17 protein-coding genes and 1 riboswitch are annotated in these 20,488 nt (G+C 74.0%); of the genes, 13 read left to right on the top strand and 4 right to left on the bottom strand.

The window, feature by feature from the left end; all coding sequences use genetic code 11:
* Positions 1-140: 140 nt before the first annotated feature.
* The 6 genes from ACFXHB_RS11340 to ACFXHB_RS11315 all read left to right on the top strand — a co-directional run bounded on the left by ACFXHB_RS11340 (position 141) and on the right by ACFXHB_RS11315 (position 7,424).
* Positions 141-392, top strand: coding sequence for a hypothetical protein (locus ACFXHB_RS11340; RefSeq protein ID WP_380573720.1), 252 nt, complete (start codon positions 141-143; stop codon positions 390-392).
* A 137-nt stretch (positions 393-529) separates the two neighbouring features.
* Positions 530-2,014 (top strand): NYN domain-containing protein, encoded by a 1,485-nt coding sequence (locus tag ACFXHB_RS11335; protein ID WP_380573719.1) that lies wholly within the window; start codon positions 530-532, stop codon positions 2,012-2,014.
* A gap of 212 nt (positions 2,015-2,226) precedes the next feature.
* Positions 2,227-3,270, top strand: coding sequence for an NlpC/P60 family protein (locus tag ACFXHB_RS11330; protein WP_380573718.1), 1,044 nt, complete (start codon positions 2,227-2,229; stop codon positions 3,268-3,270).
* Positions 3,271-3,596: 326 nt separating this feature from the next.
* Positions 3,597-3,751, top strand: a riboswitch (cyclic di-AMP (ydaO/yuaA leader).
* Between the two features lie 10 nt (positions 3,752-3,761).
* Complete coding sequence (locus tag ACFXHB_RS11325) at positions 3,762-4,922, top strand: NlpC/P60 family protein (protein ID WP_380573716.1); 1,161 nt, start codon at positions 3,762-3,764, stop codon at positions 4,920-4,922.
* A gap of 226 nt (positions 4,923-5,148) precedes the next feature.
* Entirely contained in the window at positions 5,149-6,207 is a 1,059-nt protein-coding gene (locus tag ACFXHB_RS11320) for an NlpC/P60 family protein (RefSeq protein WP_380573715.1), read from the top strand.
* Positions 6,208-6,479: 272 nt separating this feature from the next.
* The gene (locus ACFXHB_RS11315; protein ID WP_380573713.1) at positions 6,480-7,424 is read left to right on the top strand and encodes a hypothetical protein; all 945 of its coding nucleotides are present in this window, start codon (positions 6,480-6,482) and stop codon (positions 7,422-7,424) included.
* A gap of 32 nt (positions 7,425-7,456) precedes the next feature.
* On the opposite strand, the gene ACFXHB_RS11310 is transcribed toward ACFXHB_RS11315, so the two are convergent.
* A complete protein-coding gene (locus tag ACFXHB_RS11310; RefSeq protein WP_380573712.1) occupies positions 7,457-8,881 on the bottom strand; it encodes a glycosyltransferase 87 family protein in 1,425 nt (474 codons plus the stop codon).
* 244 nt (positions 8,882-9,125) lie between these two features.
* On the opposite strand from ACFXHB_RS11310, the gene ACFXHB_RS11305 reads away from it, so the two are divergent.
* A complete protein-coding gene (locus tag ACFXHB_RS11305; protein ID WP_380573711.1) occupies positions 9,126-10,262 on the top strand; it encodes a glycosyltransferase family 4 protein in 1,137 nt (378 codons plus the stop codon).
* A 46-nt stretch (positions 10,263-10,308) separates the two neighbouring features.
* Here the strand turns inward: ACFXHB_RS11305 and ACFXHB_RS11300 are convergent, their stop codons facing one another.
* Entirely contained in the window at positions 10,309-12,102 is a 1,794-nt protein-coding gene (locus ACFXHB_RS11300) for an AMP-dependent synthetase/ligase (protein WP_380573710.1), read from the bottom strand.
* A 322-nt stretch (positions 12,103-12,424) separates the two neighbouring features.
* Between ACFXHB_RS11300 and ACFXHB_RS11295 the strand changes: the two genes are divergently transcribed.
* The 6 genes from ACFXHB_RS11295 to ACFXHB_RS11270 all read left to right on the top strand — a co-directional run bounded on the left by ACFXHB_RS11295 (position 12,425) and on the right by ACFXHB_RS11270 (position 18,704).
* On the top strand, positions 12,425-12,859 hold the full coding sequence (locus ACFXHB_RS11295) for an SRPBCC family protein (RefSeq protein ID WP_380573709.1): 435 nt from the start codon (positions 12,425-12,427) through the stop codon (positions 12,857-12,859).
* A 25-nt stretch (positions 12,860-12,884) separates the two neighbouring features.
* On the top strand, positions 12,885-14,057 hold the full coding sequence (locus ACFXHB_RS11290; RefSeq protein ID WP_380573708.1) for an ArsA family ATPase: 1,173 nt from the start codon (positions 12,885-12,887) through the stop codon (positions 14,055-14,057).
* Positions 14,058-14,322: 265 nt separating this feature from the next.
* On the top strand, positions 14,323-14,682 hold the full coding sequence (locus tag ACFXHB_RS11285; RefSeq protein WP_380573707.1) for a DUF5304 family protein: 360 nt from the start codon (positions 14,323-14,325) through the stop codon (positions 14,680-14,682).
* Between the two features lie 192 nt (positions 14,683-14,874).
* Positions 14,875-15,819, top strand: a complete 945-nt coding sequence (locus tag ACFXHB_RS11280) for an ROK family glucokinase (RefSeq protein WP_380573706.1) — start codon at positions 14,875-14,877, stop codon at positions 15,817-15,819.
* Positions 15,820-15,912: 93 nt separating this feature from the next.
* Positions 15,913-16,656 (top strand): endonuclease/exonuclease/phosphatase family protein, encoded by a 744-nt coding sequence (locus tag ACFXHB_RS11275; protein ID WP_380573705.1) that lies wholly within the window; start codon positions 15,913-15,915, stop codon positions 16,654-16,656.
* A gap of 563 nt (positions 16,657-17,219) precedes the next feature.
* Positions 17,220-18,704, top strand: a complete 1,485-nt coding sequence (locus ACFXHB_RS11270) for a trypsin-like serine protease (protein WP_380573703.1) — start codon at positions 17,220-17,222, stop codon at positions 18,702-18,704.
* Between the two features lie 110 nt (positions 18,705-18,814).
* Here ACFXHB_RS11270 and ACFXHB_RS11265 read toward each other — a convergent pair whose 3' ends face one another.
* Positions 18,815-19,552 carry a hypothetical protein gene (locus ACFXHB_RS11265; RefSeq protein WP_380573702.1) on the bottom strand — a complete coding sequence of 246 codons (738 nt, stop codon included), beginning with the start codon at positions 19,550-19,552 and terminating at the stop codon, positions 18,815-18,817.
* Positions 19,553-19,562: 10 nt separating this feature from the next.
* Entirely contained in the window at positions 19,563-20,357 is a 795-nt protein-coding gene (locus tag ACFXHB_RS11260) for an alpha/beta hydrolase (RefSeq protein ID WP_380573701.1), read from the bottom strand.
* Positions 20,358-20,488: the final 131 nt, after the last annotated feature.

The following is a 20,488-nucleotide window of genomic DNA, read 5'->3' as shown; positions in this document are numbered from 1 at the left end:
TCTCTCGTAAGGCCTCCAGGGCCGGGAACCCACAGGGATTCACCCGGCACCCGCGGGTCACCACGAACCCGTCCATCAGCAAGACCAGCCGCCCCCGCCGGGGCCAGGCCGGAATCCCTACACACGGATTAGGACCCCCGATGACCGTCCCCGCCCTGACCGCAGAGACGCGTTGGCGCTGCACGCTGTGCGGCAACCTGACCCGCTTCGATGTCACCCGTACCGCCCGGGTGACCGAGTTCCTGCACTTCGACCTGGCCGGCGAGTCCAAGGTGGAGGAGACCGAGGTGCACAGCGAGACCGTCGAGTCGGTGCGCTGCCGCTGGTGCAACGCGGTGGACCAGGTCGAGCTGGTGGCCCGTCCGGGCGCCGAGGCGGCCGAGCAGGCGTGATGCCCGCGCCCCGCGGCGGACGGTGCGCGGCACGGCCGTCCGCCGCGCGGGACAATACAGACAGAGCGCACGGAGCGTGGTGACCAGGGGTACGGCCGACGGCCGTACCCCGCTGGACGAGGATCGGAGCCGAGGACGTGGTGGACGCAGCGAAGGAGCCCGCCGGACCGCAGGGGCGGCAGCCCGCTGTGGACGCGCAGGCGCCGGACGCGGTCGGGGCTGCCGCGCCCGGCACCGGCGCCCCCGCCGAGGAGGCCGCCGGTGAGGAGTCCGGCGGCGCCGGCGGTGAGGAGCCGGCGGCAGGCCGCGCCGCGGAGAAGCTCGACCGGCCGCTGCCCGAGGGGGTGCGCCGGCGTGTGGTGGGCCTCGCCGCCGACGCGCTCGGCGGGCTGCCGCTCGGGGAGTTGCCGCAGACGCTGCGCCCGTACGCCAAGTTCACCCCGGCGCGCCGGGCCAAGTACGCCGCGACCGCGCTGGCCGCGGCGCTGGAGTCCGAGCCGGCCTTCCGGGTGCGGATAGCGGAGCGGCTGCGGCTCGGGCAGCCCGACCTGGTCAAGGCGCTGGAGTCGGGCACCGTGCCGGGCGCCGCCGATCCGATGGACGTGGCGGCCGCCGCCTACCTGGTGCGTTCGGCGGGCTGGAGCCGGCTGGTCACCGAGGCGGGCGAGGAGGCCGAGCGGGCCGGTGCCGAGGGCGCGGCGGCCGAGGCGAGCCGGCTGGCGGAGAAGCTGCAGGCGGAGCTGGCCGAGGTGCGCGCCGCGGCCCGGGCCGACCTGGACCGGCAGCGGGCCGAGTCGGAGGACGTCCGCAGGGAGGCGGAGTCGCTGCGCAAGAAGGTGCGTTCGCTGGAGAGCGACACCCGTCGGGCGCAGGCCGAGACTCGCCGGGTGACCGCCGAGCTGGAGGCACTGAGATCGCAGGCGGCCACCGAGCGCGGCACCGGTGAGAGCGAGGTGCGGCGGCTGCGGCACCGGATCTCCGAGCTGGAGAACGCCGCCGAGCAGGGCCGCCGGTCGGCCCGCGAGGGGCGCAGCGTCGAGGACATGAGGCTGCGGCTGCTGCTGGACACCGTGCTGCAGTCGGCGCAGGGGCTGCAGCGGGAGCTGGCCCTGCCGGTGTCGCAGATCCGGCCGGCCGACCTGGTGGAGGCGGTGGTGCCGGGTTCGGCCTCGCCGCACGACGTGGCGCGGCGCGGGCTGGCGGAGGACGATCCGGCGCTGCTGGACCAGTTGCTGGCGATCCCGCAGGTCCATCTGGTGGTGGACGGCTACAACGTGACCAAGACCGGCTATCCGGCGCTGCCCCTGGAGCAGCAGCGGATCCGGCTGCTGGGCGGGTTGGCGATGCTGGCCCAGCGCACCCAGGCGGAGGTCACCTGTGTGTTCGACGGGCAGGACCTCGACGTGCCGGTCATCATGGCGCCGCCGCGCGGGGTCCGGGTGCGGTTCAGCCGGACCGGTGAGACGGCGGACGAGCTGATCCGCCGGCTGGTGCGGGCCGAACCGCAGGGGCGTCCGGTGGTGGTGGTTTCCGCCGACCGTGAGGTCGCGGAGGGCGTGCGGAAGGCCGGCGCGCGCCCCGTGGCTTCCGTGCTGCTGCTGAACCGGCTGGCCCGGCCCTGACCTCGGCCGGGAGCCGTCCGGGACGGAGTGACGCCTGGTCAGCGCCCGGTTTGCGGGGTTGTGAGGATCCGGTGAAGTCATGGCGGTGGGTGGAGGTTCACGCCATCGGGGGAGTGGCGCAAAGCGTGGATCTTCACTAGGGTCTGGCGTCAAACCTATTTTCCGGATTCTCACCCAATCGGGTGAGTCCGTTGGAAGAAGGAGCCGGTCCCTTGGCCACCCACCGCCGTCCCAAGCAGCCGAGCCGCGCGCGGGTCTCCGTGCTCACCGCTGCCGCGGCGACCGCGGTCGCCCTCTCCGCCCAGGTCGCCGCGCACGCCGCGCCGAGTCCGTCCCCCAAGAAGGAGGACGTGAAGGCGCAGATCGACCAGCTGCAGGAGGAGGCCGAGCAGGCCACCGAGAAGTACAACGGCGCCAAGGAGCGGGCCGACCAGCTGCGCAAGCAGTCGGACCAGCTCCAGGACCAGGTGGCGCGCGGCCAGGACCAGATGACCCAGCTTCAGGCCGGGCTGGCCGAGGTGGCGGGCGCGCAGTACCGCACCGGCGGCATCGACCCGTCCGTCCAGCTGATGCTCTCCTCCGACCCGTCCGGCTACCTGGACAAGGCGTCCAGCGTCCAGCAGGCCAGCTCCAGCCAGGCCGACGCGCTCAAGGGCCTCCAGGACCAGCAGCGCCGGCTGGACCAGCAGAAGGCGGAGGCGGCCGCGATCCTGGCCTCCCTGGACAGCACCACCAAGGACCTGAACCAGTCCAAGGCGGAGGTCAACAAGAAGCTCAAGGAGGCTCAGGACCTCCTGAACTCGCTGAGCGCGGCGGACCGGGCGGCGCTGAAGGCCGCCCAGCAGCAGGCGGACCGGGCCTCGCGCGGCAGCGAGCGGGCCGACCTGGGCAGTCTGCCGCAGGCCAGCGGCATGGCCGGGGCGGCCGTCGCCAACGCGATGAGCAAGCAGGGTTCGCCGTACCAGTGGGGCGCCACCGGGCCGAGCGGCTTCGACTGCTCCGGCCTGATGGTCTGGTCGTACGCCAAGGCCGGCGTCACGCTGCCGCGCACCTCGCAGGCGCAGGCCAACTACGGCAGCCGGGTGCCCTCGCTCGCCGAGGCCCAGCCGGGCGACCTGATCATCTACCGCGCCGACCGCAGCCACGTCGGGATGTACATCGGCAACGGCATGGTGGTGCACGCGCCGCACACCGGTGACGTGGTGAAGGTGATGAAGGCCGACGCGATGCCGATCAACGCGATCCGCCGGGTCTGACGGACCGGCACGACACGCCCGCGGGCCGGGACGCGGCCTTGTGATCCACGCCACCCCCTGATCGGGGGTGGCGTCGGCGTTCACGGCGTCGCGGTGACAAACGATCAGCTCCGCGTAGATCATTGATCACACTCGGTCATATTCACAAGTGAACTTGGATATTCTTCCGGCATTTTTCTGACAAGGATTTGAACGGATCACGGTTCTGTTACTAGGGTCGTGCCTCGAACCACCGCACAGTCGATCACCCAGTCCGGGTGGCGGCGGGGGTTGCCGTCGAGTTCGTGAAGCAGCGGGGCAGGTCGTCTGCCCGACGGGGAGCCCAGTGGTCGGGGGCGCTGTGGAGCGGAGCCGGGGAACCATGTTCCTCCGGGGTGAATCGGCGCCAGGTCGACCGTGAGAACGGTCGGTGAGGCGTCGTAGGGCACGCTTCCGGCCCGAACCCGTCAGCTCACCCGGTAGGCGGACGTAGGAAGAAGGAGTCCGCCTTCGTGGCGTCCCATCGTCGTCCCAAGCCCGCCGGCCGCGCCCGGGTCTCGATCCTGACCGGTGTCGCCGCAGCGGCGGTCGCCCTCTCCGCGCAGTCCGGCGCCCACGCCGACCCGACGCCGACCAAGGACCAGGTCAAGGAGCAGGTCGACCAGCTCAACGAGCAGGCCGAGCAGGCCACCGAGAAGCTCAACGGCGCCCAGGCCAAGCAGCAGGAGCTGCAGAAGCAGGTCGGTGAGCTGCAGGACAAGGTGGCCCGCCAGCAGGCCTCGGTGACCGAGGCCCAGGGCGGCCTGGCCGAGATCGCCGGCGAGCAGTACCGCAACGGCGGCATATCGCCGACCGTCCAGCTGATGCTCTCGTCCAGCCCGGACAGCTTCCTCACCCAGGCCGGTGCGATCAACCAGGCCGGCAGCACCCAGTCCAACGCCCTGAAGGACCTTCAGGAGCAGCAGCGCAGGCTCGACCAGGACCGCAACGAGGCCCAGGGCAAGCTCGCCGAGCTCGAAGCCACCACCCAGCAGCTGAAGGCCTCCAAGGAGGAGGTCCAGGGCAAGCTGGCCAAGGCCCAGGACCTGCTCAACACGCTGACCGAGCAGGAGCGCCAGGCGCTGCGCGCGGCCGAGGAGAAGGCCGCCGCCGAGGCGAAGGCCAAGGCGGACGCCGCCAAGGCCGAGGCCAAGGCCAAGGCGGACGCCGACCGGGCCTCCCGCGACAACACCCGGGACAACCTGGCCGGCTCGTCCTCGTCGGCCGCCAAGCCCGCCGCCCCGGCCGCGGCCGCCGCGCCGTCCGCGCCCGCCGCCAACGGCTCGCGCGCCGCCGCCGCGATCGCCGCCGCCGAGAGCAAGCTGGGCGCGCCGTACGTCTACGGCGCCTCCGGCCCGGGCTCGTTCGACTGCTCCGGCCTCACCAGCTGGGCCTACGCCCAGGCCGACGTGTCGCTGCCGCGCACCTCGCAGGCCCAGGCCACCGTCGGCACCAACGTCGGCACCAACATCGCCAACGCCCAGCCCGGTGACCTGATCATCTACCGCGCGGACCGCAGCCACGTCGCCATCTACGTCGGTGGCGGCCAGGTCATCCACGCGCCGAAGCCCGGTGCGAACGTCCGGTACGAGACCGCCAGCATGCTGCCGATCTCGGCCATCGTGCGTGTCTGATCCGACGTCCGCTGCCGCAGGCCCGGTCTCCCCTCGCGGGAGGCCGGGCCTGCGGCTTTCGCGGTGGACCGGTCTGATGTCCGAATGCGGGTCAAATATTCGGGTTGAGAGGGGTTTGGACTCGCTCGCCCGGACTCGCTAACGTCTGCCACCGGACTCCCGCTCTAGAGCCGCCCGCTCCGGTGCGGCGGCGGGGCCCCCGGCCCAGGATCGGAGCCACCGTCGTATGGCCGTGCACCGCCGTTCCCCCCTGCCCGGCGCGCTCGCCCGCGCGCTGGTGCTGACCGCCGCGGCCACCACCGCGCTGGGGGTGGCGACGGGTGGTGCCGCCCAGGCCGCCCCGGGCGCGCCCGACGGGCCGCCGAACCGCAAGGACGTCAAGGCGCAGGTGGAGCAGCTGTACGACGAGGCCGAGCAGGCCTCGGAGAAGTACAACGCGGCACTGGACGCCCAGCAGCGCCTCCAGTACGAGACCGGCACGCTCCAGCAGCAGGTCGCCGTCGCCCAGGACGAGCTCAACCAGCTGCGCGGCGACCTGGCCACCGTGGCGGGTGCCGAGTACCGGGGCGGCGGGATGGCGCAGACCGTCCAGCTGATGCTGTCCACCGACCCGGAGGGCTATCTGTCCAAGGCCCGGACCCTGGAACAGGCCGCCGAGCGGCAGAACGAGACGCTGCACGAGGTGGTGTCCCGTCAGCGCCGGCTCGACCAGCGCCGGGCCGAGACCTCCGTGAAGCTCTCCGAGCTGGAGCAGACCCGCCGCGCCCTCGCCGAGAGCAAGCAGCAGATCCAGCAGCGGCTGGCCAAGGCGCAGCGGCTGCTCAACAGCCTGGGCGCCGGTGAGCGGGCCCGGCTGGCGGCCCAGGACGCCCGGGAGGCCGAGCAGCGGGCCACCCGGGGCACCGACCGGCTCGACCTGGGCACCGCCCCGCCCGCCTCCGAACGCGGCGCCGCCGCGCTGGCCGCCGCCGTCAAGATGATCGGTTCGCCCTATGTGTACGGATCCACCGGGCCCCGTGCGTTCGACTGTTCGGGTCTGATGTACTGGAGCTGGCGGCAGGCCGGAGTGACCCTGCCGCGCACCTCGCAGGCACAGGCGTCCGCCGGCCAGCGGGTCAGCATCTCCGACGCGCGACCGGGAGACCTGGTGATCTTCTACCGGGACATGCACCACGTCGGCATGTACGCCGGTGGCGGGGTGATCGTGCACGCCCCCTACCCGGGTGCCAAGGTCCGCTACGAGAGCGTCAACGCGATGCCCGTCGCCGGGGTGATCCGGCTCTGAGCCGGCCCGGCCCGACACCTCCCGCCGACGCGCCCGCGGCCCCGCCACCGGGAGGCGCGCCCCGGTCACGCCGCGGCGCGCTGTCCCGGCGCGGTGCGCTGCTGCTCGCGGCGGGCGGACTGGCCCAGCTCTCGCGGCCCCGGGAGGCACCGGCGGCTCCCGCGGCCGCGGCGGACCACCGGGCCGAGCTGACCGGGCTGCTGGCCGAGCGGGCCCGGGCCCTGGCCGCCGGGCTGTCCGCGACCCCGGTCGAGCTGGCCTACCGCAACCTCGTGCTCGGGCCGGGCGGTGGGCCGGACCGGCTGACCGGGACCGCCGAGCTGACCGTCCGGGTGGCCGGCTACGACGAGTACCCGGTGGTCCACCCGCGCCGGCTGGCGCTGCTGCGCGGCGGCGACGGCTGGCGGGTCGAGCGGGAGGAGGCCACCGGCGGACCGGCGCCGCTCTGGGACTTCGGGACGGTGCGGGCGGCGAGCGGCGCGCACTGCCTGGTGCTCGGCCTGGCCGGCGGGCCGGAGCCGGAGCGGCTCGCGGTCGTGGCCGACCGGGCCGTCCCGGCCGTCACCGCCCTCTGGGGCAGCGCCTGGGCGGGCCGGCTGCTGGTGGAGCTGCCCGCCACCGAGGAGCAGTTCGGCCGGCTGCTGGACGCCGATCCGGCGGGCTGGGGCGGCATGGCGGCGGTCACCACCGCGGCGCCCGGCGCCCCCTGGCACACCCCGGCGGACCGGGTGCTGGTGAACCCCGGGGCGTACGAGGGGCTCAGCGACTTCGGCCGCCAGGTGGTGACCACCCACGAGGCGGTGCACGTGGCGACCCGGGCCGACACCCGTGCCTGGACACCGCTCTGGCTCTCCGAGGGCGTCGCCGACTGGACCGGCTACCGGGACTCCGGCCGTTCGCCTCGGCAGATCGCCCCCGAGCTGGCCCGCGACGTCGCCGCCGGGAAGGTGCCCTCGGCGCTGCCCGCCGACCGGGACTTCACGGCCGGCGCCGCCGGCATCGCGCAGGCCTACGAGCAGTCCTGGCTGGCCTGCGAGCTGATCGCCCGCCGCTACGGGCCGCAGCGGCTCGTCGACTTCTACCGGGCGGTCGGCGCGGCGGGCCCGGGCACCGACCGGGACGAGCGCACGGACCGTGTCCTGCGGGACGAACTCGGGCTGGGGTTGGCCGATTTCACCGGGCTCTGGACGGCCGAGGTCCGCCGGCTGGCAGGGTAGGCCGGCCCGGGCACCCGGCAGCCCGGCACCCCCTAGCGGCGTCGCGGGGCCGGGGCCTCCGGTCGGTCGATGCCGTCCAGCAGGTCCTGCTCGTAGGCGATCCCCGGGCGCACCGGGTAGCCGGTGGACGACACCGGCTCCGCGCGGTCCAGCACCACGGTGGCCGGGAGCTGGGCGGGCCCGCGGGTCGAGCGCCAGAGCCGGACGCAGGAGAGCCCGGTGGCGGCCAGCAGCAGCAGGTTGCGCAGGGTCAGCGCGGTGACCGCCCAGGGCTCGCTGCCGACCAGGTCGCTGAAGAGCAGCGGGAACTCCACCACGGTGAGCGGTGTCGCGGCCAGCACCAGCAGCGCCACCGGGCGCTGGCTGGTGGTGCGCACGGTCAGGCAGACCGCCGCCGCGCCGACCAGCCAGACCAGGTACTGCGGGCTGATCACCCGGCTGGTCACGGTGAAGATCAGCAGCGCGGCCAGCGCCGCGTCGTACATGGTGGCCGCGGTGCGGCGCTTGGCGGTGAAGCGCCAGAGCAGCAGCCAGCCGAAGCCCAGCACGCTGCCGGCCAGCATCACCTTGCCGACCACGGTCACCCACGGCCCGAGCATCTCGACCGAGCCGTAGTTCATCGTCACCCTGCCGTCCCAGGCGCCGGCCATGCGGGCGAAGTGCAGGGGCAGGGCGCCCACCGACTCGACCTCGACGCCGCGGTCCTTCTGGAAGGTCAGGAACTCGAACGCGCCGTTCATCCCGGCCGCGAGCAGGAAGCCCACCGAGACGGCGGTGGCCGCGGCGGCGGTCCAGGCGCGGCGGGTGCGGCGGCCCGACGGGGTGCCGATCAGGCCGATCAGCGGCCAGATCTTGATGATCCCGCCCAGGCCGAGCAGGATCCCGCCGATCGCCGGGCGTCGGATCAGCGCCAGCAGGCCGGCGACCGCGATCGCGGTGACGATGACGTCGTACCGGTTGTAGATCATCGGGCCGAGCAGCGGCACACCGGCCACCCAGACCCAGGCGCCGGTCAGCGCCCGGCCCCTGCGCAGTCCGGTCCGCACCAGCAGGGCCATCGCCACGCCGTCGGCGATCCCGCAGATCACCCAGAAGGAGACCAGGTACGACCAGGGCAGCAGCCCGGGCAGCATGATCACCAGGGCGGCGCCGGGCGGGTACTGCCAGGTCACGTCGTCCAGCGGGAAGGTGCCGGTCTGCAGGACGCCGTACCAGCCGTGGTAGATCAGCCAGACGTCGGTGGTGATGTCCCCACCGGCCATCCGCAGCACGCCGGTCACCAGCAGCAGCAGCAGGGTCCGGGAGGCCAGCCACGTCCCGCCCAGCGCGCAGAGCGCTCCGGTGCGCCTGGCGGGGCCGGCGGGGGCCGGTGCGGGCTCCTGGCGGACGGCCAGCGCCGTGCCGGGGCCGTCGGCGCCGCTGGGTGAACCGGACTCGGTGGCCGGGGCCAACTCCACTGCGCTCCCTCGTTCGTCTCGGACGTCCCACCGGAGGCGTCGCGCGACGGACGCCCGGGCGGCCGGTGCCGGGCGCGGCGCCACACCGGGCGGGGCCGCACCGACTGCCTAGGTACTAGGACAGACCCGGGGGTGAAACGGTTGCCGTGCGCGGATCCGTTCCCGGCGGGTCATGGTGTTGACCTATCGTACGGATCACCCAGCGGTACACCGAGCACCCCCCGACCGAGCGAGCCGTGGCCTGATGCACAAGACCTTGATCGTCACCAATGACTTCCCGCCGCGACCCGGCGGCATCCAGGCCTTCGTCCACAACATGGCTGTCCGTCAGCCCGCCGGGAGCATCGTGGTCTACGCCTCGACCTGGCGTGACGGCAGTGAGGTCGCCCGCTTCGACGCCGAACAGCCGTTCCCGGTGATCCGGGACCGGACGAAGGTGATGGTTCCCACACCGCGGGTCACCCGGCGGGCCGCGGAGATCCTCCGGGCCGAGAACTGCGACGCGGTCTGGTTCGGCGCGGCCGCCCCGCTCGGGCTGATGGCGCCGGCGCTGCGCCGTGCCGGGGCCGGGCGGCTGCTCGGCATGACGCACGGGCACGAGGCCGCCTGGGCCCAGCTCCCGGTGGCCCGGCAGCTGTTGCGCCGGATCGGCGCCGGCACCGACACCCTCACCTACCTGGGCGAGTACACCCGCTCCCGGATCGCCGGGGCGGTCGGCCCGGAGGCGGCCGCCCGGATGGCGCAGCTGCCGCCGGGGGTCGACGAGCGGACCTTCCACCCCGACTCGGGCGGTGCCGAGCTGCGCCGCCGGCTGGGGCTCGCCGACCGGCCGGTGGTGGTCTGCGTCTCCCGGCTGGTGCCGCGCAAGGGCCAGGACACGCTGATCGAGGCGCTGCCGCAGATCCTCGCCGAGGTGCCGGACACCGTGCTGCTGATCGTCGGCGACGGCCCCTACCGGGCGGACCTGGAGAAGCTCGCCGACGCCCGGGGCGTCCGTCACGCGGTGCGGTTCACCGGGGCGGTGCCGTGGTCGGAGCTGCCCGCGCACTACGGCGCCGGGGACGTCTTCGCGATGCCCTGCCGCACCCGGCGGGGCGGGCTGGACGTCGAGGGCCTGGGGATCGTCTACCTGGAGGCCTCGGCGACCGGGCTGCCGGTGGTGGCCGGGGACTCCGGCGGCGCGCCGGACGCGGTGCTGGAGGGCGAGACCGGCTACGTGGTGCCGGGCGGTTCGCCGGCCGCCGCGGCCGAACGGATCGTCCGGCTGCTGAACGACGAGGAGCTGCGCCGGCGGATGGGCGAGGCCGGGCGGCGCTGGGTGGACCGCTCCTGGCGGTGGGACCTGCTGGCCGGGCGGCTCACCTCGCTGCTGGCGGGGTGACGGCGCGACGGGGGCCCTGCCAGGCGGCAGGGCCCCCGTCGGACGGTCAGCGCCGGTAGATCGCCTCGACGTCGGCCGCGAAGTCCTTCAGCACGAGGTTGCGCTTGAGCTTGAGCGAGGGCGTGAGGTGGCCGCTCTCCTCGGACAGGACGGTGTCCAGCAGGCGGAACTTCTTGACCGCCTCGGCGTGCGAGACGGCGGCGTTGCCGTCGTCCACGGCGGACTGGAGGGCGGCGAGCAGGTCCGGGTCCTCCATCAGCTCGGTCACCGTGGCGGTGGCCGGCTTGCCGTTCAGCTCCTTCCACTTGGGGAAGAAGTCCTCGTCCACGGTGACCAGGCAGCCGATGAACGGCTTGCGGTCGCCGACCACCATCACCTCGCCGACCAGGGCGTGCGCCCGGATCCGGTCCTCGATCACCGCCGGGGCGACGTTCTTGCCGCCCGCGGTGACGATGATCTCCTTCTTGCGGCCGGTGATGGTGAGGTAGCCCTCGGAGTCCAGCGAGCCGATGTCGCCGGTGGAGATCCAGCCGTCCTTCAGCGCGTCGGCGGTGGCCCCCGGGTTGTTCCAGTACCCGGTGAACACCTGCGGGCCCTTGAACAGGACCTCGCCGTCCTCGGCGATCCGCACGGCGGCGCCGGGCAGCGGCTGGCCGACCGTACCGATCTTCGGCTTGTCCCACGGGTTGAAGGCGGTGGCCGCGCAGGTCTCGGTCAGGCCGTAGCCCTCCAGCACGGTGAAGCCGATGCCCCGGTAGAAGTGCCCGAGGCGTTCGCCGAGCGGGGCGCCGCCCGAGATCGCGTGGGTCGCCCGGCCGCCGAGCGCGGCGCGCAGCTTGCTGTAGACCAGCTTGTCGAAGATCCTGTGCTTGATCCGCAGGCCCAGGCCCGCACGGCCGGCGTCCAGCGCCCGGCTGTAGGCGATCGCGGTGTCGGCGGCCTTGTCGAAGATCTTGCCCTTGCCGTCGGCCTGGGCCTTGGCGCGGGCGGTGTTGTAGACCTTCTCGAAGACTCTCGGCACACCCAGGATCAGGGTGGGCCGGAACGCCGCCAGCTCGGCGGTGACGTCCTTGATGTCCGACACGTGGCCGAGCTTGATCGGGGCCATCGCGGGGGCGATCTCCGCGATCCGGCCGAGCACGTGGGCCAGCGGCAGGAAGAGCAGGACCGAGCTCTCGCCGGTGCGGAACAGCGGGGCCAGCCGCTCCACGATGTTGCCGCACTCGGCCATGAAGTTGGCGTGGGTCAGCTGGCAGCCCTTGGGGCGGCCGGTGGTGCCCGAGGTGTAGACGATGGTGGCGATCGAGTCGGCCGTCGCCAGCGAACGGCGCTCGGTGACGGTGGTGTCGGCGACCTGCTGCCCCGCCCCGGCCAGTGCCGCCACCGCGCCGGCCTCGATCTGCCAGGTCTGCCGCAGCAGCGGCAGGCGCTCCCGGACCCCCTCGACCACGGCCGCGTGCTGGGCGGTCTCGGTGAGGACGGCCACCGCCCCCGAGTCGCCGAGGATCCACTCCACCTGCTCGGCGGAGGAGGTCTCGTACACCGGCACGGTGATCGCGCCGGCCGTCCAGATCGCGAAGTCCAGCAGCGTCCACTCGTAGCGGGTGCGGGACATGATGCCCACCCGGTCGCCGGGCTCGATGCCGGAGGCGATCAGGCCCTTGGCGGCGGCGTGCACCTCGACCAGGAACTGGGCGGCGGTCAACTCCTGCCACCGGCCGTCCACCTTGCGGCTGAGCACCACGACGTCCGGGTGCCGCTCGGCGTTCTGGTGCACGAGGTCGGAGAGGTTACCGCCGCTCGGTACCTGGTAGAGGGCCGGAAGGCTGAAGTCGAGCAAGACTGCTCCTCGTTCGCGACGCTGCGGGACGGCAGGACGTTACTGCCCGGTAGGCAGCTTCGACCAGGGGGGTCGGCTCCGGTGTTCGAAGTGTCACACCTTTACCCGGTCCGACCAGGCCGTGACCGGGTCGTTCGAATGGCACCCTACGACAGCCCGGGGGTGACCGGCCGGTAGCCTGCGAGCGCCCCGAGCCCGCGACTTCCGCGCCCCCCGAGCCCTGGACCTGAGGGATCGCCGGTCGCGATAGCCTGCTCCGGGCGCACCCGACCGAGCAGGCTCGGCCGGGCCGGCAGCAAGGGACGACGCGGAGGGCCATTCCATGGCGGAGCACACCAGGTCGAGCATCACCATCGACGCGACCCCGGCGACGGTCATGGCCGTGATCGCCGACTTCGCCGCCTACCCGGCCTGGACCGGCGAGGTGAAGGAGATCGAGGTGCTGGAGACCGCCGAGAACGGCCGCGCCGCCCAGGTGCGCCTGCTGCTCGACGCCGGCGCCATCCGTGACGAGCACGTGCTCGCCTACACCTGGGACGGGGACCGCGAGGTCGGCTGGACGCTGGTGCGCAGCCAGATGCTCCGCTCGCTGGACGGCTCCTACTCGCTCGCCCCGCTGGACGGCGGCCGGACCGAGGTCACCTACCAGCTGGCGGTCGACGTCAAGATCCCGATGCTTGGAATGATCAAGCGCAAGGCCGAGAAGGTCATCATCGACCGGGCCCTGGCCGGGCTGAAGAAGCGCGTCGAGGGCTGACGCCGGGAAGACGGGGCCGCACGGCATGACGGCGACACGCACCATCCTGGTCAGCGGTGACACGGCGGCGCCCGCGGTGGCGGCCGCCACCGCCCTGCACGCCGCCCGGCAGGGCCGGCGCACCCTGCTGCTGGCCGCCGACGACCCGCACCGCACCCTGGACACCGTCCTCGGTACCCGACTGGAGCCCGAACCGGCCGGGTACGCGCCCGGCCTGACCGTGGCCCGGATCGACGAACAGGCCGCGTTCCGGCACGCCCTCGGCGAGATCGGCGGCCGGATCAAGCCCGCCCTGGACCTGCTCGGCGCGGACCCGCTCGACCCCGAGGAGCTCACCGCGCTCCCCGGCACCGCCCGGCTCGCCCTGCTCCGCGCCCTGCCCGCCGTCGAGGCCGACGTCCTGGTGGTGCTGGGCCCGCCGCCCGCCGAACTGATCGCCACGCTCGCCCTGCCCGAACAGCTGGAGCGCTACCTGGCCCGGCTGGTGCCCGAGCAGCGCCAGGCCGCCCGCGCGCTGCGCCCGCTGCTGGCCGGTCTGGCCGGGGTGCCGATGCCCGCCGACTGGCTCTACGAAGGCCGGACCAAGGCCGCCGCCGCCCTCACCGAGGCCCGTGCGGCGATCGCCGCACCCGGCACCAGCGTCCGGCTGGTCACCGCCGCCGACGCCCACCCCCACGAGGAGCTCCGCCGGATCCGGGCCGGGCTGGCCCTGCACGGTCACCGGCCGGACGCCGTGGTGGTGCACGGCGCGCTGCCGGACGCCGCCGTCGACTCGGCCGACCCCTGGCTGGCCGGGCTGGCCCGCCGCCGGCGGGAGGAGCTCGCCGGGCTGACCGCCGCGAGCGACGTCCCGGTGCTGGTCACCGGATGCGCCGAGGTCACCCTGGAGGCCGTCGCCGACCGCCTGTACGGCGCCGGTCCCGGTCCGGCCCCGCTCGACCCCGAGCCGTGGACCGTCGAGGACCGGCTGGCCGAGGACGGGCTGCTGGTCTGGCACCTCCCGCTGCCCGGCGCGGAGCGGGCCGACCTGGACCTGGTGCGGCGCGGCGACGAACTCAAGATCAGCCTCGGCGCCCACCGCCGGGTGCTCGCGCTGCCCTCGGCGCTGCGCCGCTGTACCGTCGCTGGCGCGGGCCTGCACGACGGGGAGCTCACCGTCCGCTTCGCGCCGGATCCGGCGCTCTGGCCGCGCGGCTGAGCCCTTCGCGGTGCCGGCAGCCGGGGCTCCGGTCGCTGCCGGTGGCCGGTCCGTCGGGCGGTGCCCGGCCCCGGCCCCTCGCCGTGGCCCCGGCCGGTGCCGTCGTCCCGGCCCTCGCCTCAGCCACGGCCCCCGCTCTCGTCCCGGCTCCGGCCTCAGCCACGGCTCCGGCCCCGGTGGCAGAGCCCGTCGGGGCCGCGGGGCCGGTCCGGTAGCGTCGGGGCCAGGGGCCGCAGGCGCGGCCGGAGCTGAGGAGACGCCCGCGATGACCACTGCCGACGACCGCACCGAGCAGTCCGCCGAGCACCCGTTCGGCCCGGAGCTGGGCCCGTTGGTGGACGAGGTGCGCCGGTTCGCCTCCGTCGTCGGGCAGAAGGCGCAGGAGGCGAGCGCCGAGACCCTGATCTCGCTGGCCGGCCTGGCCGACCGCCTGCGCGAGAAGCAGCCCGAGGTGTACGAGCACCTGTCGGCCGCCGGTACCGGCCTGGCCGCCGCCGGTGGCGAGCTGGTGGCCGCCTACCGGGCCGCCGTGGCCGGCCACGAGTACCGCTGGACGGCCGGTGACGGCGCCCGCAGCGAGCGGATCGACCTCGACACGCCTGACGGACCGTCCGACAAGCAGTGAAGCCCTGACCTCCGGGTGGTGACCGTGTGGGCCTCTGCTGTGACGGAGCGGGGCGTAATGTACGACTTTTGAAGCTGGTCGGCGAGCTTGGGCGCGAATTGTCTTCGGTTAATGTAGGCGACGGTGTGTACGGGGGCAGGGTTGGGCGGTACCGTTCCGTCCAGCGGGAACGAGTGAATAGCTGAGGGACACATGGCTCTGACCATCGGCGTCGACGTCGGCGGGACCAAGATCGCGGCAGGTGTGGTCAACGAGGCGGGCGAGATCCTGGCCCGGACCAGGGTGCCCACCCCGGCCGACCCGCAGTGGGCGGTCGACGCCATCGCGCAGGCCGTGCGCGAGCTCAAGGAGCAGTACCCCGATGTGGTGGCGGCCGGCGTCGGCGCCCCCGGCTTCGTCGACCGCGACCGCTCCACGGTGATCTTCGCCCCCAACATCGACTGGGAGGACGAGCCGCTGCGCGGCCGGATCGAGGAGCTCGCCGGCCTGGACACCGTGGTCGAGAACGACGCCAACTGCGCCGCCTGGGCCGAGTTCCGCTTCGGCGCCGCCGCCGAGCACTCGGACATGGTGCTGATCACCGTCGGCACCGGTATCGGCGGCGGGATCGTCCTGGACGGCCGGCTGCACCGCGGCCGGTTCGGTGTGGCCGGCGAGATCGGTCACCTCAACATGGTCCCCGACGGCCTGCCCTGCGGCTGCGGTGGCAAGGGGTGCTGGGAGCAGTACGGCTCGGGCCGGGCGCTGCGCCGCTACGGCCGGGAGGCGGCCGCCGCCGACCCGGTGCGCGGCCGGCGGATGCTGGAGCTCAACGACGGCGTCGCCGAGACCATCCGCGGCATCCACATCACCGAGGCCGCCGAGGCGGGCGACCCGCTCGCCCTGGAGTGCTACGCGGAGCTGGCCGACTGGCTGGGCCGGGGCATGGCCGACCTCGCCGCGCTCTTCGACCCGGCCGTCTTCGTGCTGGGCGGTGGCGTCTCCGACTCCGGCCGGCTGCTGCTCGACCCGGTCACCAAGGCCTTCGAGCACTACCTGACCGGTGGGGTGCACCGCCCGCGCGCCGAGGTGGTGCTCGCCTCGATGGGCTCCGCCGCCGGCATCGCCGGTGCGGCCGACCTGGCCCGTACCGTCTGACCGGACGCCCGCGCACCCGCCGCCGTCGTGTTCCGCGCCCGTCCGGCGGCCCCCTGTCGTACGGTCGTCACCGGACGAACGGGGAGGACCGCCATGACCGCCGGACCGACCGACCTGCCGCCGCCCGGACCGCGGCGGCTGCGGTTGCTCAGCTACAACATCCGTTCGCTGCGCGACGACCGGCACGCACTCGTCCGGGTGATCCGGGCCTGCGAACCGGACGTGGTCTGCGTTCAGGAGTCGCCGCGCTACTGGCGCCCCGAGGGGCAGGCGGCCTGGCTGGCGCGGCAGACCGGCACCGTGGTGCTGGCCGGCGGCGGCCGGACCGCCGCCGGTCCGCTGCTGCTCGGCCGGCTCGGCGTGGACCTGCTCGCCGTCCACGACCGACTGCTGCCCAAGACCCGCGGGCTGCACGCGCGAGGCTTCGCAAGCGCGCTGGTCCGGGTCACCGGCTCGGCACCCTTCACCGTCACCAGCTGCCATCTGAGCCTGGACGCCGAGGAGCGCTACGGCCAGTTCGAGCTGCTGCTCGACCAGCTGAGGTTCGCCGAACCGGGCATCGTGGCAGGGGACTTCAACGAGCACCCGGACGGCGCCGGCTGGCAGCTGCTGGCCGGCCGGCTGCAGGACGGCCACCTCGCGGCGCCCTGGGGCGGCACCTTCACGTCCGTCCCGGAGAATCCCTACCAGCGGATCGACGCCGTCTTCGCCACCCCCGAGGTCCGGGTGCTCGCCTGCGGAGTGCCGCACGGTCTGACCGGTGTCACGGAGGCCGATCTGCGGGCCGCCACCGACCACTTGCCGGTGCTCGCCGTCCTGGAGCTGCCGGCCGGCTGACCGCCGGGGCCGGGGGCCGCCGCGTCTCCGCATCGGCACCGGCACCGGCGTGCCGGTGCCGCCGCCCCGCGCGCCGGTGAACTTCCGGCCATCCCTGGGTTCAGCAGATCTGAACAATCGTCATGTACGGGACGTTTCGCACCGGGTGGCGGCGAAATCTCGTGGGTGACCTGCCGCCGGCGACCCCCGAGGTGGTATTTGTGTGAAGATCGATCCGGTGATGGGGGCTGTGGTCCTTCCACATCGCTGATCGGCGTGCCAGAAAACGGGGGATTTGGCGTGATGAACGCAGATATCGGCAGGCGACCGCCGGACACCGAGGTGTCACCGGAGCCGACGCGCGCGACCGCGTCGGCCTGACCACCGGACGCGCGCCGCCTCAGGCGCCGTCCTCCTGCCGCCCGACGGCGACGTACTCCCTCGGGCCGCCCTACGGCGATTCCGCACACCCGCTCCGGCCGGCCCTGTCCGCATGCCCGGGCACCGGGCCGTCCGGGCGGGTGCGCCCGTGCCGTCGCCCCCCCCGATCCCCTCTCCCACCTCTGACCAAAGGTGATCGACAGATGCAGCTCAAGCGTCCACGTGTCGCGTGGATGACCAGCCTCCTCACCACCACCGCCGCCGGCCTGCTCGTCCTCGGCACGGTGCCCGCCGGCGCCGTCGTCGGCGACCCGGTGGCCGACGGCGGTTACGCCTTCACGGCCAAGCTCGACATCGGCGAGGGCAAGCGCTCCTGCTCCGCGGCCCTGATCAATCCCACCTGGGTGATCACCGCCGCCAGCTGCTTCGCCGCCGACCCGGCCAACCCCTCGACGGTGCCCGCCGGACGCCCCGCCGACAAGACCGTCGCCACGGTCGGCCGCGCCGACCTGGGCGGCACGGCCGGGAAGTCCGTCGAGGTGATCGACCTCAAGCCCCGCGCCGACCGCGACCTCGTGCTGGCCCGGCTGGCCAGCCCGGTCTTCGGCGTCGCCCCGGTGGCGCTCGCCACCGCCGCCCCGGCGGTCGGCGACACGCTGCGCGCCACCGGCTACGGCCGCACCGCCGACGAGTGGGTGCCGACCCGTCTGCACAGCGCGGCCGTGACGGTGAAGTCCGCCGCGGCGACCACCGTCACCCTCGCCCCCAAGGCCCCGGCCACCGGCGCGATCTGCAAGGGCGACACCGGCGGCCCGACCTTCAAGGAGAACGGCGCCACCGCCGTCCTGGCGGGCGTCCACAGCCTCTCCTGGCAGGGCGGCTGCTTCGGCTCCACCGAGACCCGCACCGACGCGGTCGAGACCCGGGTCGACGACATCCGCCAGTGGATCGCCGACACCTCCTCGACCGACCAGGCCCTGCTCGCCCCCGACACCAAGCTGGCCTCCGGTCAGACCCTCGCGGGCCGTGACCTGCAGCTGACCATGGGGTCGGACGGCAACCTGACCATCACCCACAAGGGCATCCCCAACGGCGTGGTCTGGGCGACCGGCACCGGCGGCAATCCCGGCGCCTACGCCTGGCTGCAGCCCGACGGCAACTTCGTCGTCTACACGGCCGACAACCGGCCGATCTGGAACACCGCCACCTGGACCGCGGCGGGCAACTACCTGAGCCTCCAGGACGACGGCAACCTCGTCGTCTACAAGAAGGACGGCGGCCCGCTCGTGGGCGGCGCGCTGTGGGGCTCCGGCTCGACCCGGATCGGGACCACCATCTCCTCCGGCCAGCCGGTCTGGTCCGCGCAGTGGGCCGAGGCCAGGTCGACCGTGCTGATCATGCAGCGGGACGGCAACTTCGCCGTGTACCGCAAGAGCGACGGCGCCTACCTGTGGGGCAGCGGCACGTACACCAGCACCTTCGGGTACTTCGTCATGCAGAGCGACGGCAACGCGGTCGTCTACCCGGCGGGCCAGGGCAACGGCGTCGGCTCGGTCTGGAACTCCGCCACCTGGTGGAGCGCGGGCGCGTTCATGAAGCTCCAGGACGACGGCAACCTGGTCATCTACAAGAAGGAGGGCGGCGAGGGCGTCGGCGGTGCGATCTGGAGCACCAACACCTTCGCCTGACCCACCCCGGTGGGGCCCCGCGTCCGCCGCCCGGCGGTGGACGCGGGGCGTCCCGCGGGACCGGCCCCCCGCCTGCCCGGGTGACCGGAAGAAGGGGCCGGTGACCGGCGTCAGACGACGGCGCCGCCGTGCGGGTCCTCCGGCTCGTCCTCGTCGCGCTCCTTCATCCGGGCCACCAGGGTGACGAAGCCGCCGAGGAAGGCGGTCACGCCGACCCAGGCCGGCCAGCCGGACACCTCGCGCCAGACCACCGCGTCGAACAGCAGCAGGGCCGGCCCGCCGAGCACCGCGAGCCAGGCGAACCTGGCGGTGACGTCCCCGGCGGGCAGCGGCGGCGGCTCCGGCGGGACGAAGTGGCCCTCGTCCGTCTCCTCGGTCAGCTCGAAGTCGCGCGGTCCCGAGCCGGCGGCGGGCATCACCGGCCGGGTGGAGCGGGGCCGGGGCTGCGGCGCCAGGTCGGCGAGGTCGTCCGGGTCGCCGTGCCGGTCGGCGCCCTCCTTGAAGCCGCCCTTGACGTCGCCGCGCGCCCGGAGGTCCTCGACCTCGGGCCAGTTCGGGTTGTTGAGGTCGACGGGGTCGTCGAACTGGGCGACCAGCGCGGCGAAGATCTCGTCCTGCTCGGCCTGGCTGCGTTCCGGCGCACGCCGCACCCGGGGCGGTTCGGGCGCCGGAGCGGCCTCCGCGGCCTCCCCGGTGGCGCCCCCGCCCTTCACACCCTCGGCCTTGACGCCGTCCGCCCTCACCCCGTCGGCCTTGGCGGCCTCGGCCTTCGCGGCGTCCGCCTTCGTGTTCTCCGCGTCCTCGCGGGGCGCCTCGTCCTCGCCGCCCGCCGTGCTGCTCTCGTGCACTTCCGGCCCTTCAGCCTTGGTGATCGTCGGATTCGACCCGGGTGACGCCCGCCGCGTGTGCGGGAGCCAGCCGTCGGATGAAGTCCTGGCCGGCCGCGAATATTTCCGCCGCGTCGTGGTCCAGCGTCGCGACGTGGTAGCTGCGCTGGCACAACCGCTCCGTCACGTCGGTCGAGGATATCCGGGCCAGCACCAGTTCCGAGTTGGCCGGGGAGACCACGTGGTCCTGCGGACTGCGGAAGAGCAGCACCGGCTGGGTCACCCGCGGGAGCCGGCGCTGGACGTCCTTCCAGAGCCGGGCCAGCGACCAGGCCGCGTGCAGCGGCGTCCGGTCGTAGCCGACCTCGACCGAGCCCGGCCGGGCGATGTCGTTGGCGACCCCGGGCAGGCTCGGCACCAGGTGGCGCAGCACCGGAAGCAGCACACTCGCGGGGTTGTCGGAACGCACCGACGGGTTGACCAGCACCAGTCCGGACACCACCGGGCCGTGCACCGCGGCCAGCCGCAGGGCCAGCGCACCGCCCATCGACAGGGCGAGGACGAAGACCTGCTCGCACTCGGCGGACAGCGTCAGCAGCTCCCGCTCGACCTCCGCGTACCAGTCCTCCCAGCGGGTCACCTGCATGTCCTGCCAGCGGGTGCCGTGGCCGGGCAGCAGTGGCAGCGAGACGGTGAACCCGGCCGCCGCGAGCTCCTCGGCCCACGGGCGCAGCGACTGCGGCGAGCCGGTGAACCCGTGGCAGAGCAGGACGCCCACCGGTCCGCCCCGGTGGCGGTACGGTTCGGCACCGGGCAGCAGCGGCATGACGGGCTCCTTCGCGGGCGGCGGCGCGTTGGCACGGGGGTACGGCGGAACGGCGGGCTGCGGAAACCGCATCGTCCCACGCGTCCGCACGCGTCGTACAGCCCGTGCCGGACCTGCCGGACACCCCCGGC

This window comes from Kitasatospora sp. NPDC059327 (assembly GCF_042752535.1).
Lineage (GTDB): Bacteria > Actinomycetota > Actinomycetes > Streptomycetales > Streptomycetaceae > Kitasatospora.
This window is presented reverse-complemented; position numbering and strand designations above follow the sequence as displayed.